This is a genomic window from Fibrella forsythiae, from assembly GCF_017353175.1.
Lineage (GTDB): Bacteria > Bacteroidota > Bacteroidia > Cytophagales > Spirosomataceae > Fibrella > Fibrella forsythiae.
In genome coordinates, this window is record NZ_JAFMYW010000002.1 from 446499 (window position 1) to 464886 (window position 18388).

The window sequence follows — 18388 nt, forward strand, 5'->3', positions numbered from 1 at the left end:
AAGCGCCTTCCCCTTTAACTCCCGCCTCTTTACTTTCGCATGTCTGAACTCATTCGTGACCTTACACCCCGGCAGATTGTTGCCGAACTGAATCAATACATTATCGGCCAGCATGAGGCCAAGCGCAACGTGGCGATTGCCCTGCGAAACCGTTGGCGGCGGATGAATGCCCCTGCCGACATGCAACGCGAGATTACACCCAACAATATTCTGATGATCGGTGCCACGGGCGTCGGTAAAACCGAGATCGCCCGTCGACTGGCCAAACTCGCCGACGCTCCTTTTGTGAAAGTGGAAGCCTCGAAGTTTACCGAGGTTGGGTACGTTGGTCGCGATGTAGAAAGTATGGTGCGCGACCTGGTCGAGCAGGCCGTCAATATGGTCAGAACGGCCAAAAAAGAAGCCGTTCAGGTACGTGCCCAGCAAATTGTTGAAGACCTTATCCTGGATATCCTGATTCCTCCCGTGAAGGGTGCCAACGGCGGTAATCTGGTCGGTTTCAGCACGGAAAATAGCGACGGGGTGCCTGATTCTGATGCTGAACTCAATGAACGTACCCGCGAACGGTTCCGTAAGAAAATCCAGTCGGGCGAGTTAGACGATCGTAAGATCGACATCGACGTACACCAGCAGTCGACTCCCAATATCGGCGTAATGGGCGGTTCGATCGATGAATTGTCGATGATGAACATTCAGGAAATGATTGGTGGCATGATGCCCAAAAAAGGCAAAAAGCGTAAAGTAACCATCGCCGAAGCCCGCAAGATCATGCTCGACGAAGAAGCCGCCAAACTCATTGATATGGATGAGGTAAAGGAAGAAGCCATTCAGAAAGCGCAGAATACGGGGATTATTTTCATCGACGAAATTGACAAGATCGCCGCCAGCCGGTCGGGTGGTTCAGGTGGCCCCGACGTCAGCCGTGAAGGCGTTCAACGCGATCTGCTGCCGATTGTGGAAGGCTCATCAGTAAACACGAAATATGGTGTAGTGCAAACCGACCATATCCTGTTCGTGGCAGCAGGGGCGTTTCACGTAGCCAAACCGTCGGACCTGATTCCTGAATTGCAGGGACGTTTTCCAATTCGGGTAGAGCTCCAGAGCCTGTCGGAGGATGATTTTTACCAGATTCTCCGCGAGCCGAAAAATGCATTAACCAAGCAGTACGAAGCTATGCTGGCCGCCGAGGGCGTTACGTTGATCTTCACCGACGAGTCGATGCGCGAGATGGCCAGAATTGCCTTCGATGTGAACGCTGAAGTAGAAAATATTGGAGCACGTCGCCTGCAAACGGTGCTGAGTCAGTTGCTCAATGAATTCATGTACGACATTCCGGATAGTATCCCATCGGGATCAACGGTAGAAGTCACGAAGGAACTGGTGCAGGAGCGCCTGTCTGGTCTGGTCAAGAACCGCGACCTGAGCCAGTATATTTTATAAATTAGTTGAGGAGGTCAGATCGAACGGCACAGAATAGTTCGCTTTTGCCGTTTGATCTAGTCAGCCTGCAGCGGAAAATCGATCGTGATGGTTGCCCCTCGGCCTGGGGCACTTTCGATAACCAGGCTACCTCCATTGAGTTTCACGAATTCCCGGCACAATTCGAGTCCGAGCCCCGTTCCTTTTTCGCCGTTGGTGCCATACTGGCTGGTTACTACCCCATCTGGCTGGTTACCAACGCCATGAATAGGCATACCTACACCCGAATCCTGAATAATGAAAAAGGAGCGGTTGTTGTGTGTTCGTGTTGAGATCTGGATCGTTCCTCCCGGGTGGGTGAATTTGATGGCATTGTGTAGCAGATTACGCATAATAGCCGACAGTTGATGCTCATCGACACAGGCTCTGGCTGTGTCAAGTTTTGTTGTCACGGTAAGCCCTTTGCTCTCAATATTGACCAGATACAGGTTCAGAACAAATTGAGCTACTGTTGATAGATCCAGCGGGCTGGGTTGGGTTCTGGTACGATTGCGTTGTAACATGGCCCATTGCAAGAGGTTGTTGAGGGTTTGATACACGCCATCAACCAGTTGTATGAGTTGATCGGTACGCTGGCCAAACCGAAGGGGCGACGTATAGCCAGCCTGAAGCGTGTTGAGTTGCGTTTTTAACCCGGCGATTGGGCTGAGTAGGTCATGGCCAATGATCGTGAAAAGTTTATCTTTCGTCGAATTCATTCGCAATAACTCTGTATTCTGTTCCCTGACTGCCAGTTGCATTTGCAGGACGGTACTTTTTACAGCATACCCGACGTAGGCCAGCGCGCCGAAAACTGCCCCACCATTAATGAGTTGACCAAGCTCAAAGGGAGTTTCGATAAAGTGAAAGGCTGCTAGCCTGGTTAACAGGTAATTGATCCCTAGAAATAGGTTGATTATAGATGACGTTTTTCCATCCATCAGGATAACGGAAAAGAAGCCGATCAGAATAAAATTAAGTTCGATGTGGCTATCAATGTGGGTGGTCAGGCGGACGTATAACCACCAAATGGCATTGATGTATAGCGTGCTCAGGAATGCCCAGCAAGCTAAGTTGACCTTAAGCTTATAAATGAGCCACACCGTTGGTAGAAAAGTGATAAGTGACAGGGAAATCTGGAAGGCTCTGTCTGGTTTCAGGAAAAAGGCGTTGGTGGCAATAACAAATACCGACACGGTAAGGCCAAAGTGGGTGATGTGGAACAGGGAAATATACCGTAGTCTGTCGAATGAAGAAAGTCTGTTAAGGTAATCATTGGCATAGAGCCTCGACAGTACCCAATTAGTCTGTTTCATGATGTACTCATTTATCGATGAATTCGTGTTGCCGTCTGCAGGCACGAACAGGGGTAACATGTAGTGATTAGACGTAGTGGGCCCTGTATGTAGCGAAAGACAGAGAGTTTGTAATATGAACAGCGATTATCGATGACGTACGACTACCGCTATTGCCCGCCATGCCTGGTGCTCGCGGAACCGGTCAGTTACTTTACCGTGCGTTTAGAAGCATCAGATTACAAGCAATGAAAAGCCGTTTGCTAGTTTTAAGCAGCTAACCGGGAAGTAATGTTAGTTCTGCTACCGTTACCTTCCCACTCATGAACACTGAACGTTTACCAAGTTTACGCCCCCCAACAAACCGGTTCAATACCTTTTGGTGGGCTGGTTATGAATGTACCGACCAGCAAAATGCCTTCGGCAACCGCGTCGATTTTTTACCCCTCACCGGCCACCTCGACCGGCTTGACGATGATTATCAGGATATTGCCAACGTCAATATCCGTACCGTCCGAGAGGGTATCCGCTGGAGTCAGGTTGAACAACGGGCTTATGTCTATGACTGGTCGTCGGTAAGGCACATGCTTCAGCGTGGTAACGCATTGGGGATTCAGCAAATCTGGGATATCTGCCACTTTGGTTACCCCGATGACCTGACACCCCTTCACCCGATGTTTGCCCGGCGTTTCGCCGCTATCTGCCGTGCATTTGTGCCGGTTTATCGCGAAACATACCCAGACGGACCTCTGATTGTAACGCCCATCAATGAAGTGAGTTTTATTTCGTGGCTTGGCGGCGATGTATGCGGTACCTCGCCCTATTGTACAAAACAGGGCTTCGAGGTCAAGATCGGGTTGATTCGGGCGTATATCGAAGGCATTGCAGCCATGCGGGAAATAGACCCGAACATTGTGGTCATGACAACCGAACCACTGGTCAATATGGTGCCGCCGCTCAACGCTAACCGGTCTGAAATCGTCAACGCAAAACGGGCTCACGACAATCAGTACCAGGCCGTCGATATGCTTCTGGGGCGTTTGCATCCCGAACTGGGTGGCCGACCCGATATGGTCGATATCGTTGGCGTAAATTTCTATTATAACAACCAATGGGAGTTGCCCAGCTACCAGTTGTTGCCGTGGGGAAATGAAGGGCGTGATCCGCGATTCAGGCCCTTACATCAGCTTTTTTTGGAAGTGTACAAACGCTACCGCAAACCGATCGTGCTCAGCGAAACCAGCCACCCCGGCATTGACCGCCCCGCCTGGACACGAATGATTGCCCGCGAGTGTGTAAAGGCCCGGCAGGCAGGTATACCACTCGAGGGCGTCTGCCTCTACCCAATTATCGACCGCCCCGATTGGGATCAACTCACGCCCTGGCACCGTGCTGGCCTGTGGGACGCTGCTCCCCTGGGTACTGATCTAGCCATGGGTAACGTACCTGGAAGGCATCTCTATCAACCTTATGCCGAGGCGTTGACAGAAGCGCAGGCAATGGTAGGGTAGCTTGTAGCAAAAAGGGCCAATCTGAGAAGAGAGGCCCTTTTTGATGATGGGAGTACTGTCTATTCTCGCTCGTTTTTAAGCTGGGTAATGTATATGTTAACCTTGTCAACCGGTAACTCCAGGGCTGTTGCAATGAGGCTGGCTTCCATCTTCAGTTTCAACATTGCTATTACAGCCTTACGGTTTGCTTGCTCAATACCTGGCTCGATACCTTTCAGTACACCTTCCTGAATAAGTTGTTCGTAAAGCGACATACTGTAGTTGTTTGCTTGTCTAGAAACGTTCTAAAAGATAACCACTACTTCTGCTTTTGTCAAGGCGGTCACCCAGGTCAGATAGATAAGTGACGTTCGGAAAAAATATTCGCCCCGTTCATCGGCCAGCAGCCGGTTAATCCCGTCGGCGATTGAATGAGAGCGATTTTTCCAGTAAACGTCGTTGTCGACTGTTCTGTAACAAAACACCGGTTAATCGGGCATAGTCTGTCTTGAAACTAGGTAACCTGTCCAGTATCGTCGATAGGTCTATCATACATAATCAAAGTCAGGTACGTAGGGGGGGCAACGGTTTCTGGCAAGAGCTCGAAATAAGCCCGCATATCGCGCTTCTGCCAGCGCCGTCTGCCGTGGTAAACCACTACCGGAATAATAGGGAGTACTGGTTTCTTCTCCGAAAGCTGTGTATCCCATACCGTAAGCATATACCGATTCAACTGAAAATGAATGTATGGCTCGGTGTAGCTTTTGTGTTCAGGTAGCACCGCAATCCGCACGGCCCGATCGTTCAGGCGGGCTGTAAAAACCAGATCAGCGAAATGCTCGCTGAGGGATTCATCCGTATAGCTATCAAACGCCCGTTCCAGCGATGAAAAGTCTAGCTGGTTACGGAGCGTTTGATAGCTACACGTTCAGGAAATCGGCCAGAATGTCGACTTGCGAGAAGGTTTCCCTGACATAACGGTCGTGTGGATTGTCGGTATTACTCGTCATTAGTTCGTTGCGTTGAACAGCCGTTCGCCACCAATCCAGGTCTGGCGCACTTTCACGCCACGTAACTGCTCATTGGGCGCTTTCATAATGTCTTTATCGAGAATAACGAAATCGGCCTGTTTGCCGGGGGCAATGCTGCCCCGCAGGCTGTCTTCAAAACAGGCGTAGGCAGCCCATCGGGTCATAGCCAGAAGTGCTTCTTTACGCGAAACGGCGTTCTCGGGCTGGTAGCCGCCTTTCGGAAAGTTTTTGGCATCCTGCCGGGCTACGGCCGCATGGAAACCAAATAACGGATTGACGTATTCGACGGGGAAATCGCTGCCGAAGGTGATGTAGCCGTTCTGCTTCATCAGATCCCTGAAGGCATAGGCGCTCTTTACCCGAACGGCCCCCAGCCGCTCGCCAGCCCAGTACATATCGGAGGTGGCGTGGGTGGGCTGCACGGATGGAATAATGGAGTAGCGACCAAACAATTGCACGTCTTCCGGCGAAACAACCTGTGCGTGTTCAATGCGCCAGCGGCGATCATTTTTTGTCTTCAGGTACGTTCCGTAGATGCTCAACATCAGGTGATTCGCCGAGTCGCCAATGCAGTGCGTGTTGGCCTGGAAACCACTATTGGCGATCAGCTTCGTTACCCGGTCCAGTTCAGAAGGGCTCAAGAGCAGAAAACCGCTAGTCTCGGGTCGGTCAGAATAAGGTTTTCGCAGGCAGGCACCGCGCGACCCCAGCGCCCCGTCAGCATACAGTTTGAACGACTTGACCGTCAGACGATCGGTTTGGTAGGGGCCACGCTTCAGGTAATAATCCAGGTTTGCTTCGCCCAGGCTAATCATGGCGTAATCGCGGATGTTGAGCTTTTTCTCGTGATGTAGCTTATCTACCAGCTCAATGTCAGTGCGGTTTAACCCGGCATCAGACACCGTGGTCAGACCTAGTTCGAGGCATACTTTTTCGGCAGCCTGTAGCATCCCGGTTTTGGCAGCTTCGTCGGGCTGGGGAATAACGCGCCGGATTACCTGCATGGCGTTATCCACCAATACGCCTGTCGGCTGTGAGCCTGCCAGTACCACTTCGCCACCCGGCATGGCGGTTGAACCAGTAACCCGGGCCAGTTTAAGTGCTTTATCATTTACCAGCAGTGCATGGCCGTCAATGCGGGTCAGGGCTACGGGAATGTTCGGAAAGGCATCGTTCAGTAGTTTATTGGTCGGGAAACCGCGTACGGGTGAGTCGCTGGCAGGCCAGTCGTTCTGATCCCAGCCGCGGCCAATAATCCAGAGGGCATCCGGGTGTTTGGCATGATAGTCTTTCAGGCGGGTTACGATTTCCTGATAGGATGTTGCGCCAACGAGATCGGCTTGTGACAGCATTTGCCCGAGCCCGAGAAAGTGGGCGTGCGGATCGTAAAAGCCAGGATAAACGGGTTGACCGTGCAAATCGATGATGCTGTCGGAGCGATAATCGTTCAGGATGGATTCAGAAGTTCCGGTAGCTACGAAATTGCCTTTATCAACAGCAAAGGCCTGAGTTACGGTAAAGGCCGAATCGGCCGTGTAAACGGTAGCATTGGTGAAGATAAAGTCGACAGAGCGGCGTGATGAACAGGCTGCTAACAGAATGATAGCGACCAGGCAAAGACAAATAGAGGTTCTACGCATGGAGAGTTTGATGACAGATTGAACAAACTTACCAGAATCAGGTACGTTAGCCAATGCTTAGAACAGCAACAGGCAATGCTTTTTGCTCTACTTTTACATTAATTGTCAATAGTAGTCATTACGCCACGCTGTCATTTGCTGTTTCAGGAAGAATGACAATCAATGACGGCGTAGCGTAATGACTCTACTGACAGCGAAGCTATAATGTCAGCGAAGCTATAAAGTACCACTTCTTCATTTAACCAGTATCGCTCGATGCGCCTCTTAGTTACACTCTTCTTTTCGTTTTCAATAACCGTTTCAATTGCCCAGCAGAAGCCGTTCCAAAACCCTGTACAACGGGCGCTGCGAAATGCCTATATAACGCAACAGGGTGAGCAACTTCTTCTGGCCGACGCCATTGCGGCTGCGCTGGCAAACAACTATCAGATCAAGGGCCTGCAAACGCAGGAACAGATTGCCCGCAACGAACGTATTCCGGCCAACGCAGGGTTCTACCCGCTAATTACGGGCAACGTAAGCACTAACGGCAGCAAACAAAACGTCAATCAAACGTTTGTCGATAACATCCGTCCTCCGCAAACCCTGAACGGCATTTTTAACCGGACAACCACGGCGGGGGTAAACCTGAACTGGACGGTATTCAACGGGCTGGCCAACTTTGCCACCTACGAACGCTTTGGCGAGCTGGTGCGCATTAGTGAGGTAAACACACGAGCCAGCGTTGAGCAGACCATCGCCAATGTAGCCACGGCTTATTACGATGTGGTGCGGCAACTGCAACAACTGCTCTCGTTCCGGCAGGCGCTCGATATCTCCCGCGACCGGCTCGAACTGGCAAAGGCAAACTATGAAGTAGGTACACGCTCGAAAGTAGATTATCTGACAGCCCAGGTCGATTACAACGCGGATAGCGTAACCCTGCTAACGCAGGAACAGAGCCTGCGGTCAGCCAAGGTATTGCTGAATACACTGATCGTTCGTGATCCACTGACCGATTTCGCTGTTCGGGATACAATCCTCGTTAATCCAACGGTGAGCATCGACCAGATCCGCCAGCAGATGGCGAGCAATAATCCGCTTCTGGTGGCGGCCGCGCTGAACCGACGTGTGGCCGATATTGGCATTCGGCTGGCACGGGCTCAGCGCCAGCCTACGCTCAACCTGCAAACGGGCTATAACTTTACATTTATTGATAACGAAGGTGGTTTTGGTGTGGCACAGGGCCGTAACCGGGGATTGACCTATGGCGTTACGGCTGTTGTTCCAATCTTTAATGGGGGTAACCTCCGCCGCCTCGAAGCCAATGCCCGCGCCAACGCGCTGGCTGCCGAATATCAGCAGTCCGACCAGAAAGTGGTACTTGATCAGGCTGTGGCGCAGACCTTTACGCAATACCAGAACAGCCTGGCACTACTGAACGTAGAGGTTCAGAACTACAAAATCGCCCTCGAAAACATCGATATCGCCTACGACCGCTACCGTGTAGGTAATTCAACGCCTGTTGAGTTTCGCGACGTCCAGCGCAGTTCGGTAACCGCTCAGGCTCGTTTGTTCGATGCCGAGTTTAATGCCAAAGCTGCCGAAATTGAACTCCTCCGCCTAAGCAGCACCATTAGCCAGACTTTCTTGGGGGCGAAACAGCAGTAAAGAGTACTTAAGAATTACGAATGGCTCCGCTCAGGTACGTTACCTATGCGGAGCCATTCGTAATTCTTAAGTACTCTTCACCTGATCATGCAGAAAAGCCAGAAGGAGCTTTTCTACGCCGTCGAGGCCGTGGGGGCTGGTTTGGCGGAAGCGGTTGCGTTTTTCGATGTACGGGTTCAGGTCCTGGCATTCGTAGGCGTCCAGAATCTGCGGGTGAACGTAATGTTTCCGGCAAACAGTGCGCGTATTGCCCAGCCGGTGCGCTACTTCGTCGAGTACAGTATTGACGTTCTTTTTGGCGTCTTTATCTGTCTGGCAGGGCTCCAGTTCAACCAGTAGGCGTAGCGCATTGGTGGTGCCCGCCCAGGTGCGGAAATCCTTGGCTGAGAACTCATCGCCCATGGTCTCCTGCAGGTACGTGTTCACCATGCCCGAGTCGATGCCGTGGCGATTGCCATCTTCATCAAAGTACTGGAAAAGCTCCTTGCCCGGAATCTCACGGCAGGCTTTTACCAGTTTGGCCAGGCGTTTATCGTGCAGCGTAATATCGTGGTAAATGCCTTTTTTACCTTTGAAGCTGAAACGCACATCGCTGGTGCTGGTTGTTACATGTCGGTTTTTAAGTGTTGTCAGGCCGTACGATCCGTACTCTTTCTCGTACGCCGCGTTACCTACCCGAATCAATGTCTGTTCCATCACGCTCAGGGCAATGGCAATCACTTTGTCATGGTCTAGCTGGCGGCGGTTAAGGTCTTTGTGAATTCGCTCACGAAGCAGGGGCAGTTTCTCGCCAAAGGCAATCATCCGGTAAAACTTGGTTTCGCTTCGAATGGCATTCCAGTTGGCGTGGTAGCGGTACTGTTTGCGGCCTTTCGTATCAATGCCGGTTGCCTGCAAATGCCCGTTTGGTTTGGGACAAATCCAGACGTTTTGATAGGCGGGGGGCAAGGCCATTTTTCGGATACGTTCCAGGGTGGCCTCGTCATCAACAGGCTGGCCTTTCGGGTCGAGGTACTCGTACTGATCTCCACGAGCATGGCGGGTAAGTCCCGGCATAGTATCGCTGACGTAAACCAGTTTGGCGGCCTTAGCCACGCTGGCCGGGTCTTGCGCTAATTCAAGAAGATTCATACCATTTTGTGTAGCCTTGGATAGGGCCGTTCCCATTAACCCATAATCACCTGCGGAGGTTTTGAGAATGCATACCGATGCGGTCAAGGCGCATATTCAGGAAGTTGTAGGGGTAAAATGTCACTGGCTTGCCTTTGAATGACAGAATAGTACACAAAGGAGAATATAACAAACAGGAGTTATCCTCCCTATTCGCTTATTTTTGACCCTACTTGTTCTACTTTTAATGCTATAAACTTCCGAATTTCCTTTTCCATGAATCAACTCGTTACAACGGATTACATTGTTTTTCTCCTCTACTTCGTCGGCGTGTCGTCCTACGGGTACTGGATCTATAAACAAAAGAAAACCCACGCCCTTGATACAAAAGACTTTTTCCTGGCCGAAGGGTCGCTGACCTGGTGGGCCATCGGGGCATCGTTGATTGCCTCCAACATCTCTGCCGAGCAGTTTATCGGGATGTCGGGTAGTGGGTATACGCTGGGTGTAGCTATTGCTGCCTACGAATGGCTGGCTGCCATTGCGCTGATCATTGTAGCGGTCTGGTTCATACCCATCTACCTGAAGAACCACATCTTCACGATGCCGCAGTTCCTCAGCACGCGCTACAACGAAACGGTGAGTCTGATTATGGCCGTTTTCTGGCTGTTTCTGTACGTATTCGTTAACCTGACGTCGATTCTGTTTCTTGGCGCTCTGGCCCTGTCGAATCTGGTCGGCACCGATTTGTTTCACCCGATCATTATCGCGCTGAGCATATTCGCCATCATCATCACACTGGGTGGCATGAAGGTAATTGGTTTCACCGACGTAATTCAGGTGCTGGTGCTGATCATTGGTGGGCTGGTAACAACGTACCTGGCGCTGACTAAAGTGTCGGAAGTACTGGGTGTGGGCAGCGGTGCCATCGATGGTTTCAGTGCGATGATCGCCAATGCGGATGATCACTTCCACATGATTTTCGAGAAACCGGGTCCCAACACCTCGCAGGCCGACGTGAACAAATACCTCACGCTGCCGGGCATCAGCATGTACCTGGCCGGTCAGTGGATTGTGAACCTGAACTACTGGGGCTGTAACCAGTACATCACCCAGCGGGCGCTTGGTGCTGACCTGAAAACGGCGCGTACCGGTATCCTGTTTGCCGCTATCCTGAAAATCTTCATGCCACTGGTCGTCATGGTGCCGGGTATTGCCGCCTATGTTATCTACAAAAACGGTGGTCTGCAGGCCGAGATGACAACCAACGGAAAAGTAATGGCCGACAACGCTTATTCGGCGGTGTTGACGTTCCTGCCCAGTGGTCTGAAAGGCCTGTCGGTTGCCGCGCTGACCGCCGCTATTGTGGCGTCGCTGGCCGGTAAAGCCAACTCTATTTCAACCATCTTTACGCTCGATATCTACCACAAGTACGTTGATAAAACAGCACCGGAGAAGAAGCTTGTCTGGATTGGTCGGTTAACAATCGTAGCAGCTATGGTCATCTCTATTGCCCTGGCCTGGGGGGATGCGCTCGGCATTGGTGGCGAGGGTGGCTTTACGTTCATTCAAAAATATACCGGGTACGTTAGCCCCGGCATTTTCGCCCTGTTTATCCTGGGCTTCTTCTGGAAACGTACTACCGGTACGGCGGCTATCGTAGGGGTGTTGCTTGGCTTTGCGCTGGCAGTACTGTTCAACAACTACGCGCCAAGCCTGTTTGGTAACGAGACCATTCTGTACACGGCCTTTTTCAACAGCGATTCAGGCAATATGGAAATTCCATTCCTGATCTGTATGGGTTGGTCATTCGTGTTCACAGTACTGGCCATGGTGCTGATCAGCCTGGCCGGTCCGAAGGTGAACCCAAAAGCCTTCGAGATCGATGCAACGATGTTCAAACTGAACCCAACCAGCATTCTGCTGATCGTGATCATCTTCATGCTGCTGTCAGTACTATACATCCGGTTCTGGTAGGTCGCAAGTCGTAAGTCAATAGTCGTAAGTCGATAGTGGCGCTGCCGTATCACCAAATTGGGATATAGCAGCGCCACTATCGACTTACGACTATTGACTTACGACTAATTCGTACCTTGCGCCTCTAATTGCCTCTTTCCGTGAACGAAATACGTGTATTTGCCCCCGCTACTGTGGCCAATGTGGCCTGTGGCTTCGATATATTTGGCTTCGCCGTTGACCAGCCCGGCGACGAAGTGCTACTTCGCTTTTCTGACGAGCCCGGCGTTCGTATCATCGACATCATTGGCGACGATGGCCGACTGCCGCGCGAGGCTGCCCGGAATACGGCTGGTATTGCCATTCAGGTATTTCTGAAAAAAATTGGCCGCACCGACGTTGGTTTTGAGATGGTGCTGACCAAACACATGCCGCTGGGTAGTGGTCTGGGTTCCAGCGCTGCCAGTGCCGTAGCCGGTGTATTTGCCGCCAATGAACTGCTTGGGCGCCCGCTGGAGACGATCGACCTGCTGCCGTTTGCTATGGAGGGTGAGCGTGTTGCTTGTGGCTCTGCCCACGCCGATAACGTAGGGCCGTCGCTGTTGGGTGGTTTTGTCGTTGTTCGGTGTTACTCGCCGCTCGACGTCATCAAGATTGAAACACCCGCCAGCCTGTTTGCCACCCTGGTACATCCTGATGTAGAGGTGAATACGAAAGACGCCCGTTTCATTCTGAAAAATGAAGTGTCGCTAAAAAACGCGATCACCCAGATGGGCAACGTGGCGGGGCTGATTGCCGGACTGACCAAACCTGATTATGACCTTATTGGCCGTTCTATGGTCGATGTCATTATCGAGCCGGTTCGGTCAATTCTGATTCCTGAATTCAATGAAGTGAAACAGGCGGCCCTCGACAATGGCGCGTTAGGCTGTAGTATTTCCGGCTCCGGCCCATCGATGTTTGCGTTGAGCCGCGATGCTGAAACGGCTCAGCGCGTAGGGCAGGGCATGCAGCAGGCCTTTCTGTCGGTTGGCATTACCAGCGACGTGTATGTATCGGCAATCAATACCGTTGGTCCGCGCGTATTGAGTGCTGAGTAGCGCTTCCATTCACTTGGGCCAACGTAAACAAGGGGATGGTCTCAGCACGCCTGCTGAGACTATCCCCTTGCCATTTTTCAGACTAACGTACCTGGCTACATTGTTTCTCCCGCCCGAAAGATGTCTTCCTGGTCGGGGAGTGACGGGTTCAGAAACACGTCGGCTCCATTCAGTGAATAGCGTTTGGGTTCATCTGCCGCCCGATGCCGGTGGTGCTTGTACGCACTAACCGATGAATAATGACAGACGTACGACTTACGGGTCATATCGGCATTGCGGATTGGATCACCGCCGTGCGCCAGCGACGCGTGCCAAAGCAAAACGTCTCCTTTTTTGATCAGCAGCGTTTTGCGCTCAATGCCGGCTTTCTGGCAGGCTTCGTCCAGATAGCGGGCAAAATCGTTAGGGTTGTGGGTAGAGTTACCATTAAAGAAAATCCCGTTACCAAAATCGAATTTTTTGAGCTTGTGCGAGCCTGGGTAGTAATAGAGCGGCCCGGCATCTATCTGAACGTCTTCGAGCGCAATCCAGGCGGCGGCCAGGTGACTGGGGATCTCAGAAACCACGTAGGCAAAATCCTGATGGGTGGCTTGCTGGCTACCGAACTTGAACAGCAGGCTTTGCATGGCCACCACCCGCTCACCGAAGACGGCCTCCAGAAACGTGACAATGCTATGATGCAGCATGATCTTCTTGCCGATAATCGATGCATTGTGGAAATCCATAAACTTTATGAATTTACCACCCAGTACTGATTTCGGTAATGCCCGCGCTTCCTGAACCGGGGCGTGCTGATAGTCGGGCAGGTCGACCCGAATATTGACTTTGTATTGTTCGCTGTTGGCGATCAGCTCTTCCGTTTCGCGCCAGAGTTGATCTGCCCATTCCGGGGCAATAACCTTGTCGAGCACCACATAGCCATTTTCTTTCCAGAAGTGCAGCTTCTCCGCCATATCGTAAGGCAAGTCGGTGTACCTGCTGGCAAATTGACGGGCAAATCCATCGATATCGGCGTTCGGCTGATCAATCCAGGGCAGCGTTTCCAGATCAAATTCACGGATAACCGTGGGAGAGGGCTGAAAAAATCGCTTGATAATCGCTTTTATATTGTATAAACTGATCATGATATAAAAACGGACTAACTGATTCTATTCACGTTGAAAACAGTATGGATCTGAGAAACGAAACGGGCTAAAAAATGCCAGGGCGACAAAATTACGCACTTTAGTAGTACGAAAGAGCCTTTGGTTCGTTCAGTATACCGACTGGATATCCAACGGTTGTCCGGCCCCTAATTGTTGGTAACCGTTAGGTGTAATACGGAGTAGTTTGACCTGATAAAGCCCCGGTTTTAGCCGACTGGAAAGAAATGAGACGGCGAAACCAGGTTTGAACAGGCCTTGGCCAGTAACAAAATCCCGGATACTGCCTTTCCCCGGCGAAGCTGGAAACAGGTATGTATGCTGTTGCTTATCACTGATTGTGATATACATGCCCTTGTCGGTTCCAGTTGCTAACGTATGCGCGACGGTCTGATTGTCGATCTCTATGTAGCAGGGATGCTCGCCCAGAAACGAATTGTGGATGAAGTCGTCCTGAAAACTACTGATGAGCAGGGAATCAGTTGAGGGTGTAACAGACCAGGCTGCCGGCGGCTTGATAGGATTGGGAAGAGTATAAATATGCTGTTGCTGCGTACTTGTCAGTAAACTGTCTGTATAGGAACGGAGATAAGGGATCGCCAGCGTGGTTGCGTTTGTGCGGAAGTTGAACGCGTCGGCCTGGCGTTGCTGAAAACCGCCTATGATTTTGGGCAGGCAGGCATGGAAAGCGATGGCGTTCATCACAACTGCCAGCAGCGTGCCGGTTAGTGCCCAGCCAACTTTTAATCGAGGGCCGGCAACAGCCAGCCCTACCAGGTAAACCAGGCTCAGCATTAGGTGCGCATACAGTTTATAGCGGTCGCGCAGGAGCTCATCTGGCAGGCGATGCATGGCCAACAGCAGAGCCGTGGCAATTACAAACAACCCAAAGGCCAGCCATTCCGGCAAGCCGGGAAGCTGCCGAAGACGGCGTCCAACGGCTCCGAACCGAGTTACCCGGAAAAGTGCCGTTATACCGATAGCGGTTGTCAGGAGCGCTCCGCCAGCCAATGGTATTGTTGTGGTTGTCTCGTTAGTAAAGGCGCTTCCCAGCACCACGAAAAGATTCGGTACCCAACCCAGGAGCGGTGTGCGCTCGTGAGCTGCGGGAAAGATCACCAGCAGCAGAATGAGCGCCACCACCGTATAACTCAGCCATACCCACAGGGTGCGGTCACGGCGTTGCTGACTAACTAGTAGTATGGCGCCAATCAGAAACGCAAGAACGCCATTACCGCTGGTGAGAGCGGCCCCGATGCTTAATAGAAGTGGCCAGCCTAGAGGCGCTCGCTTATGAACCTGATGGAGGGCTTCCTGTACAAACCAGATGACCGTGAAGTTCTGCAGAGCCGCCATACTCCAGAACATATTTTCGTGCGACTGCATGCTGAAAAGCCAGCACGGAATAGGCAGAAAATACCAGGCTGGTAGCCCAAGCTGCCTGAAGCCCCGCCATAGTTGCCAGCATATACCGCCGAGCGCCAGATTCCCCAGCCAGATCATGAGCACAAAGTTGATCTGGCCGGTCAGGTAGTAGCTTGCCAGACTCACCAGGCGGTCATAAATGATCCGGTGGGTGTTATGAAGCGCCACTAAATCGGCAAACCGATCTGACCATGACACCGCCGGGTTATGCCACCGGGCAATAAATGTGAGCAGGGCATAATCGTCATTGTATACCACATCAACGGCATATCGCAGCAACGCCCACAGCCAGATAGCAATCGGTAAGGCGATCAGTAGACCAGCTACAGATTGACCGCGGGCTGAACTGGTATTGAAAAGAAGGCGCAACAGTCGGAAACGTAATGTGGGGGCGCAAAGATAGGCGTTTAAGCAGCTTTACTGAAAAAAGTGGGCATGACCTTCATCATCTTATTCTCCGTTGCCCGTTTACTCTATGTTTTAAGCAGATCGTGCTGGCAACCGGTTACGTATTGATACGGCAACACGAAATGCTTACTGACGAACACACTTCAATTTCCCATTGGCAAGATCACCCCAATGCGCTGGCAAAGGTGCTTCAGACAATTGCCGAACTGGCACCTGAAACCGACCAGGAAGGCCAGTTTCCTGAACAGGCTTTTCTGGAACTGGGCAACGCAGGATTGCTGGCCGTTACGCTGCCCGATCAGCCTCTGGATGGCCAACAGGCTAATACGGCCGATCTACTGGCACTACTGAAACGGGTTGGATCAGCTAATCTGGCTGTTGGGCGAGTGTATGAAGGCCATATCAATGCCTTGCTGCTGGCACAGGTATATGGCACATCGCAACAGCAGGAACGGTGGTTCAGTGATGTGCTCCGCCGGCAAACGCTGTTTAGTGTCTGGAATACGCAGGCAGGCGATGGAGTCAGTATACACGCACTCGGTAAAGGCCGATATGAACTGAAAGGCTGTAAGACGTTCTGTTCCGGCGCCAACTGGATCGACCGGCCACTGATCACCGGCGAGCTGATCGTAGATGGACAGGCGCGTGGCTGGCAGATGTGTATTCTCCCCGCTGCGGCCGTTGATGAAACCAACATTGATGACCAGTTCTGGACACCGCTCGGTATGCGGGCATCGGCCAGTTTCAAGATCGACTTTACGGGCGTTATCATCACTGACGATGATCTGCTGGGGAAACCCGGCGACTACTTCCGGCAACCGTATTTCAGTGGCGGGGCCATTCGGTTTGCTGCTGTACAACTGGGTGGCGCCGAAGCGATGCTCGATGCCACCCGCGATCTCCTGCGCTCGATGAACCGGACCGACGATCCATTCCAGAAAACGCGCCTCGCCGAAATGGCGATTCGGATCGAATCAGGCAATTTATGGCTGGCGCAGGCGGGTGCCAATAATGATGCCTGGCTCAGGGCTGGAACCCATCGCCCCGATCTGACGGCAGAACTGGCCAGTAAGACTGTGGCTTATGCCAATATGACCCGCACGGCCATTGAAGCGATCTGTCTGGATGTGATGCGGCTGGCCGAACGGTCGGTAGGAGCGAGGGGATTGTTGCGGCCGCTGGCTTTTGAACGCATTCACCGTGACCTGACCATGTACCTCCGCCAACCTGCCCCCGACGCCACGCTGGCCGATATCGGGCAGTACGTCAGTCAACAACAAACTCCTTCTCATGACCTCTGGACCTGAGCACTCAACTACACAGAATGGCACCCTGCCGTTACCGCCGAGCCTGGCTAACGTATTGCGCAACGGGCCGGTACCGATCGATGCCCGTTCGCTGGGCCGAACGCTGGTGCTGGCGCCTCATCCCGATGATGAATCGCTGGGTTGTGGCGGAACGCTGGCATTACTGCGTCGGGCGGGCTTTGCGGTACACGTTGTATTTATTAGCGACGGAACATTGTCGCACCCGAACTCGGCAACGTACCCAGCTCCCCGCCTGCGCGATCTTCGGGAAGACGAAGCGCTGGAGGCACTGCGCGAATTAGGCGTTTCAGAGAAGGCAGCCACGTTTCTGCGTCTGCCCGATCGGCACGTACCTGTAGCGGGCGCGCCCGGCTTCGATGAGGCCGTCGACGAGTTGGTTTCCATTCTGACTTCATACGAACCCACTACAGTGCTGGTGCCGTTCGAGCGTGACCCCCATCCCGATCATCGCGCCACGTATCAGTTGCTGGGTGGCGCAGTGGCCCAACTGCCGAAGCCGCCCCGGGTGCTGGAATACCTGATCTGGCTTTGGGAATTAGGCCGCCCCGACGACTTACCGCGCAGTAACGAGCGGATGGCAGTGAGCGTAGATATCAGCGAGGTCGTTGCCGAAAAGAAGCAGGCCATTGCCGCCCATCGGTCGCAGGTAACGCGCCTGATCGATGACGACCCATCGGCGTTTTACCTGTCGCCCGAACTATTACGGCATTTCGATACTCCTTATGAACTCTTCCTGGAAAAGCCTTTACCTGCATGAGCACGCCTAAAAACACCCTGACACCCCAGTATTTTGATGACGTATACGGGGCCAATGAAGACCCGTGGCAATTTACGACCAGCCCTTACGAACGAGATAAATACGCCGCAACCGTTGCTGCACTGCCCAAACAGTTGTACGACTCAGGGTTCGAGATCGGCTGCTCGATCGGTGTACTAACCCATCAGCTGGCAACGCGCTGTCGTAGCTTATTATCCGTAGACGTTAGCGAAGTGGCCCTGCGTCAGGCCAGGCAACGGCTGGCAGGATCGCCCCAGGTACGTATCGAGAACCGGATGATTCCCGCCGATTTCCCCGATGAGCCGTTTGACCTCATCGTGGTGTCGGAAGTGGGTTACTACTGGTCGATGAATGACCTGAAGAAAGCGCAGCAACAGATGATTGATCATCTGCAGCCCGGGGGGCAATTACTGCTTGTTCACTGGACCCCCCCCGTACCTGACTACCCGCTCACGGGCGATCAGGTGCACGAAACATTTCTGGAAAAAACAGGCAGTGGCCAGCCTCTGCGCCACCTGCACGGGCAGCGCGAAGAGAAATACCGGCTAGACCTGTTTGAGCGCGTGTAGAGAAGGTG

The 18388-nt window shown here is 52.4% G+C and carries 14 protein-coding genes and 1 pseudogene; 8 read left to right on the forward strand and 7 right to left on the reverse strand.

Annotation, left to right across the window (positions count from 1 at the left end; all coding sequences use genetic code 11):
* The first annotated feature begins 39 nt into the window (after nucleotides 1–39).
* Nucleotides 40–1440, forward strand: coding sequence for an ATP-dependent protease ATPase subunit HslU (gene hslU / locus J2I46_RS07805; RefSeq protein WP_207328445.1), 1401 nt, complete (start codon nucleotides 40–42; stop codon nucleotides 1438–1440).
* Nucleotides 1441–1496: 56 nt separating this feature from the next.
* Here hslU and J2I46_RS07810 read toward each other — a convergent pair whose 3' ends face one another.
* Nucleotides 1497–2774: a sensor histidine kinase gene (locus tag J2I46_RS07810; RefSeq protein ID WP_207328446.1), complete on the reverse strand. Its 1278-nt coding sequence runs from the start codon at nucleotides 2772–2774 to the stop codon at nucleotides 1497–1499.
* Nucleotides 2775–3076: 302 nt separating this feature from the next.
* On the opposite strand from J2I46_RS07810, the gene J2I46_RS07815 reads away from it, so the two are divergent.
* On the forward strand, nucleotides 3077–4264 hold the full coding sequence (locus tag J2I46_RS07815; protein ID WP_207328447.1) for an amine oxidase: 1188 nt from the start codon (nucleotides 3077–3079) through the stop codon (nucleotides 4262–4264).
* Between the two features lie 59 nt (nucleotides 4265–4323).
* Here J2I46_RS07815 and J2I46_RS07820 read toward each other — a convergent pair whose 3' ends face one another.
* The 3 genes and pseudogenes from J2I46_RS07820 to J2I46_RS07830 form a co-directional block, all read right to left on the reverse strand.
* Nucleotides 4324–4518 carry a hypothetical protein gene (locus J2I46_RS07820; RefSeq protein WP_207328448.1) on the reverse strand — a complete coding sequence of 65 codons (195 nt, stop codon included), beginning with the start codon at nucleotides 4516–4518 and terminating at the stop codon, nucleotides 4324–4326.
* Nucleotides 4519–4757: 239 nt separating this feature from the next.
* A pseudogene (locus J2I46_RS07825) lies at nucleotides 4758–5144 on the reverse strand (Rpn family recombination-promoting nuclease/putative transposase); the annotation flags it as partial.
* A 108-nt stretch (nucleotides 5145–5252) separates the two neighbouring features.
* Complete coding sequence (locus J2I46_RS07830; protein ID WP_207328449.1) at nucleotides 5253–6914, reverse strand: amidohydrolase; 1662 nt, start codon at nucleotides 6912–6914, stop codon at nucleotides 5253–5255.
* 255 nt (nucleotides 6915–7169) lie between these two features.
* Between J2I46_RS07830 and J2I46_RS07835 the strand changes: the two genes are divergently transcribed.
* Complete coding sequence (locus J2I46_RS07835) at nucleotides 7170–8564, forward strand: TolC family protein (RefSeq protein WP_207328450.1); 1395 nt, start codon at nucleotides 7170–7172, stop codon at nucleotides 8562–8564.
* Between the two features lie 66 nt (nucleotides 8565–8630).
* Here J2I46_RS07835 and J2I46_RS07840 read toward each other — a convergent pair whose 3' ends face one another.
* On the reverse strand, nucleotides 8631–9695 hold the full coding sequence (locus J2I46_RS07840; protein WP_207328451.1) for a DNA topoisomerase IB: 1065 nt from the start codon (nucleotides 9693–9695) through the stop codon (nucleotides 8631–8633).
* Between the two features lie 255 nt (nucleotides 9696–9950).
* On the opposite strand from J2I46_RS07840, the gene J2I46_RS07845 reads away from it, so the two are divergent.
* Both J2I46_RS07845 and J2I46_RS07850 read left to right on the forward strand, forming a co-directional pair.
* On the forward strand, nucleotides 9951–11651 hold the full coding sequence (locus tag J2I46_RS07845; protein WP_207328452.1) for a sodium:solute symporter family transporter: 1701 nt from the start codon (nucleotides 9951–9953) through the stop codon (nucleotides 11649–11651).
* 140 nt (nucleotides 11652–11791) lie between these two features.
* Entirely contained in the window at nucleotides 11792–12730 is a 939-nt protein-coding gene (locus J2I46_RS07850; RefSeq protein ID WP_207328453.1) for a homoserine kinase, read from the forward strand.
* A gap of 95 nt (nucleotides 12731–12825) precedes the next feature.
* On the opposite strand, the gene J2I46_RS07855 is transcribed toward J2I46_RS07850, so the two are convergent.
* Together J2I46_RS07855 and J2I46_RS07860 are read right to left on the reverse strand one after the other, a co-directional pair.
* Complete coding sequence (locus tag J2I46_RS07855) at nucleotides 12826–13854, reverse strand: phytanoyl-CoA dioxygenase family protein (protein ID WP_207328454.1); 1029 nt, start codon at nucleotides 13852–13854, stop codon at nucleotides 12826–12828.
* Between the two features lie 129 nt (nucleotides 13855–13983).
* Nucleotides 13984–15666: a hypothetical protein gene (locus J2I46_RS07860; RefSeq protein ID WP_207328455.1), complete on the reverse strand. Its 1683-nt coding sequence runs from the start codon at nucleotides 15664–15666 to the stop codon at nucleotides 13984–13986.
* 161 nt (nucleotides 15667–15827) lie between these two features.
* Between J2I46_RS07860 and J2I46_RS07865 the strand changes: the two genes are divergently transcribed.
* Genes J2I46_RS07865 through J2I46_RS07875 form a run of 3 tightly spaced genes read left to right on the forward strand, consistent with a single transcriptional unit; the run spans nucleotide 15828 to nucleotide 18380 of the window.
* Nucleotides 15828–17012 carry an acyl-CoA dehydrogenase family protein gene (locus tag J2I46_RS07865; protein ID WP_207328456.1) on the forward strand — a complete coding sequence of 395 codons (1185 nt, stop codon included), beginning with the start codon at nucleotides 15828–15830 and terminating at the stop codon, nucleotides 17010–17012.
* Entirely contained in the window at nucleotides 16996–17790 is a 795-nt protein-coding gene (locus J2I46_RS07870; protein WP_207328457.1) for a PIG-L deacetylase family protein, read from the forward strand. The genes J2I46_RS07865 and J2I46_RS07870 overlap by 17 nt, the downstream gene beginning before the upstream one ends.
* Nucleotides 17787–18380: a class I SAM-dependent methyltransferase gene (locus J2I46_RS07875; RefSeq protein WP_207328458.1), complete on the forward strand. Its 594-nt coding sequence runs from the start codon at nucleotides 17787–17789 to the stop codon at nucleotides 18378–18380. The genes J2I46_RS07870 and J2I46_RS07875 overlap by 4 nt, the downstream gene beginning before the upstream one ends.
* Nucleotides 18381–18388 lie beyond the last annotated feature (8 nt).

Excerpts from the sequence above, each read along its gene's own strand:
- hslU (WP_207328445.1), top strand. The coding sequence starts at position 40 with ATGTCTGAACTCATTCGTGACCTTACACCCCGGCAGATTGTTGCCGAA.
- J2I46_RS07810 (WP_207328446.1), bottom strand. The coding sequence starts at position 2,774 with ATGAAACAGACTAATTGGGTACTGTCGAGGCTCTATGCCAATGATTAC.
- J2I46_RS07815 (WP_207328447.1), top strand. The coding sequence starts at position 3,077 with ATGAACACTGAACGTTTACCAAGTTTACGCCCCCCAACAAACCGGTTC.
- J2I46_RS07820 (WP_207328448.1), bottom strand. The coding sequence starts at position 4,518 with ATGTCGCTTTACGAACAACTTATTCAGGAAGGTGTACTGAAAGGTATC.
- J2I46_RS07830 (WP_207328449.1), bottom strand. The coding sequence starts at position 6,914 with ATGCGTAGAACCTCTATTTGTCTTTGCCTGGTCGCTATCATTCTGTTA.
- J2I46_RS07835 (WP_207328450.1), top strand. The coding sequence starts at position 7,170 with ATGCGCCTCTTAGTTACACTCTTCTTTTCGTTTTCAATAACCGTTTCA.
- J2I46_RS07840 (WP_207328451.1), bottom strand. The coding sequence starts at position 9,695 with ATGAATCTTCTTGAATTAGCGCAAGACCCGGCCAGCGTGGCTAAGGCC.
- J2I46_RS07845 (WP_207328452.1), top strand. The coding sequence starts at position 9,951 with ATGAATCAACTCGTTACAACGGATTACATTGTTTTTCTCCTCTACTTC.
- J2I46_RS07855 (WP_207328454.1), bottom strand. The coding sequence starts at position 13,854 with ATGATCAGTTTATACAATATAAAAGCGATTATCAAGCGATTTTTTCAG.
- J2I46_RS07865 (WP_207328456.1), top strand. The coding sequence starts at position 15,828 with ATGCTTACTGACGAACACACTTCAATTTCCCATTGGCAAGATCACCCC.
- J2I46_RS07870 (WP_207328457.1), top strand. The coding sequence starts at position 16,996 with ATGACCTCTGGACCTGAGCACTCAACTACACAGAATGGCACCCTGCCG.
- J2I46_RS07875 (WP_207328458.1), top strand. The coding sequence starts at position 17,787 with ATGAGCACGCCTAAAAACACCCTGACACCCCAGTATTTTGATGACGTA.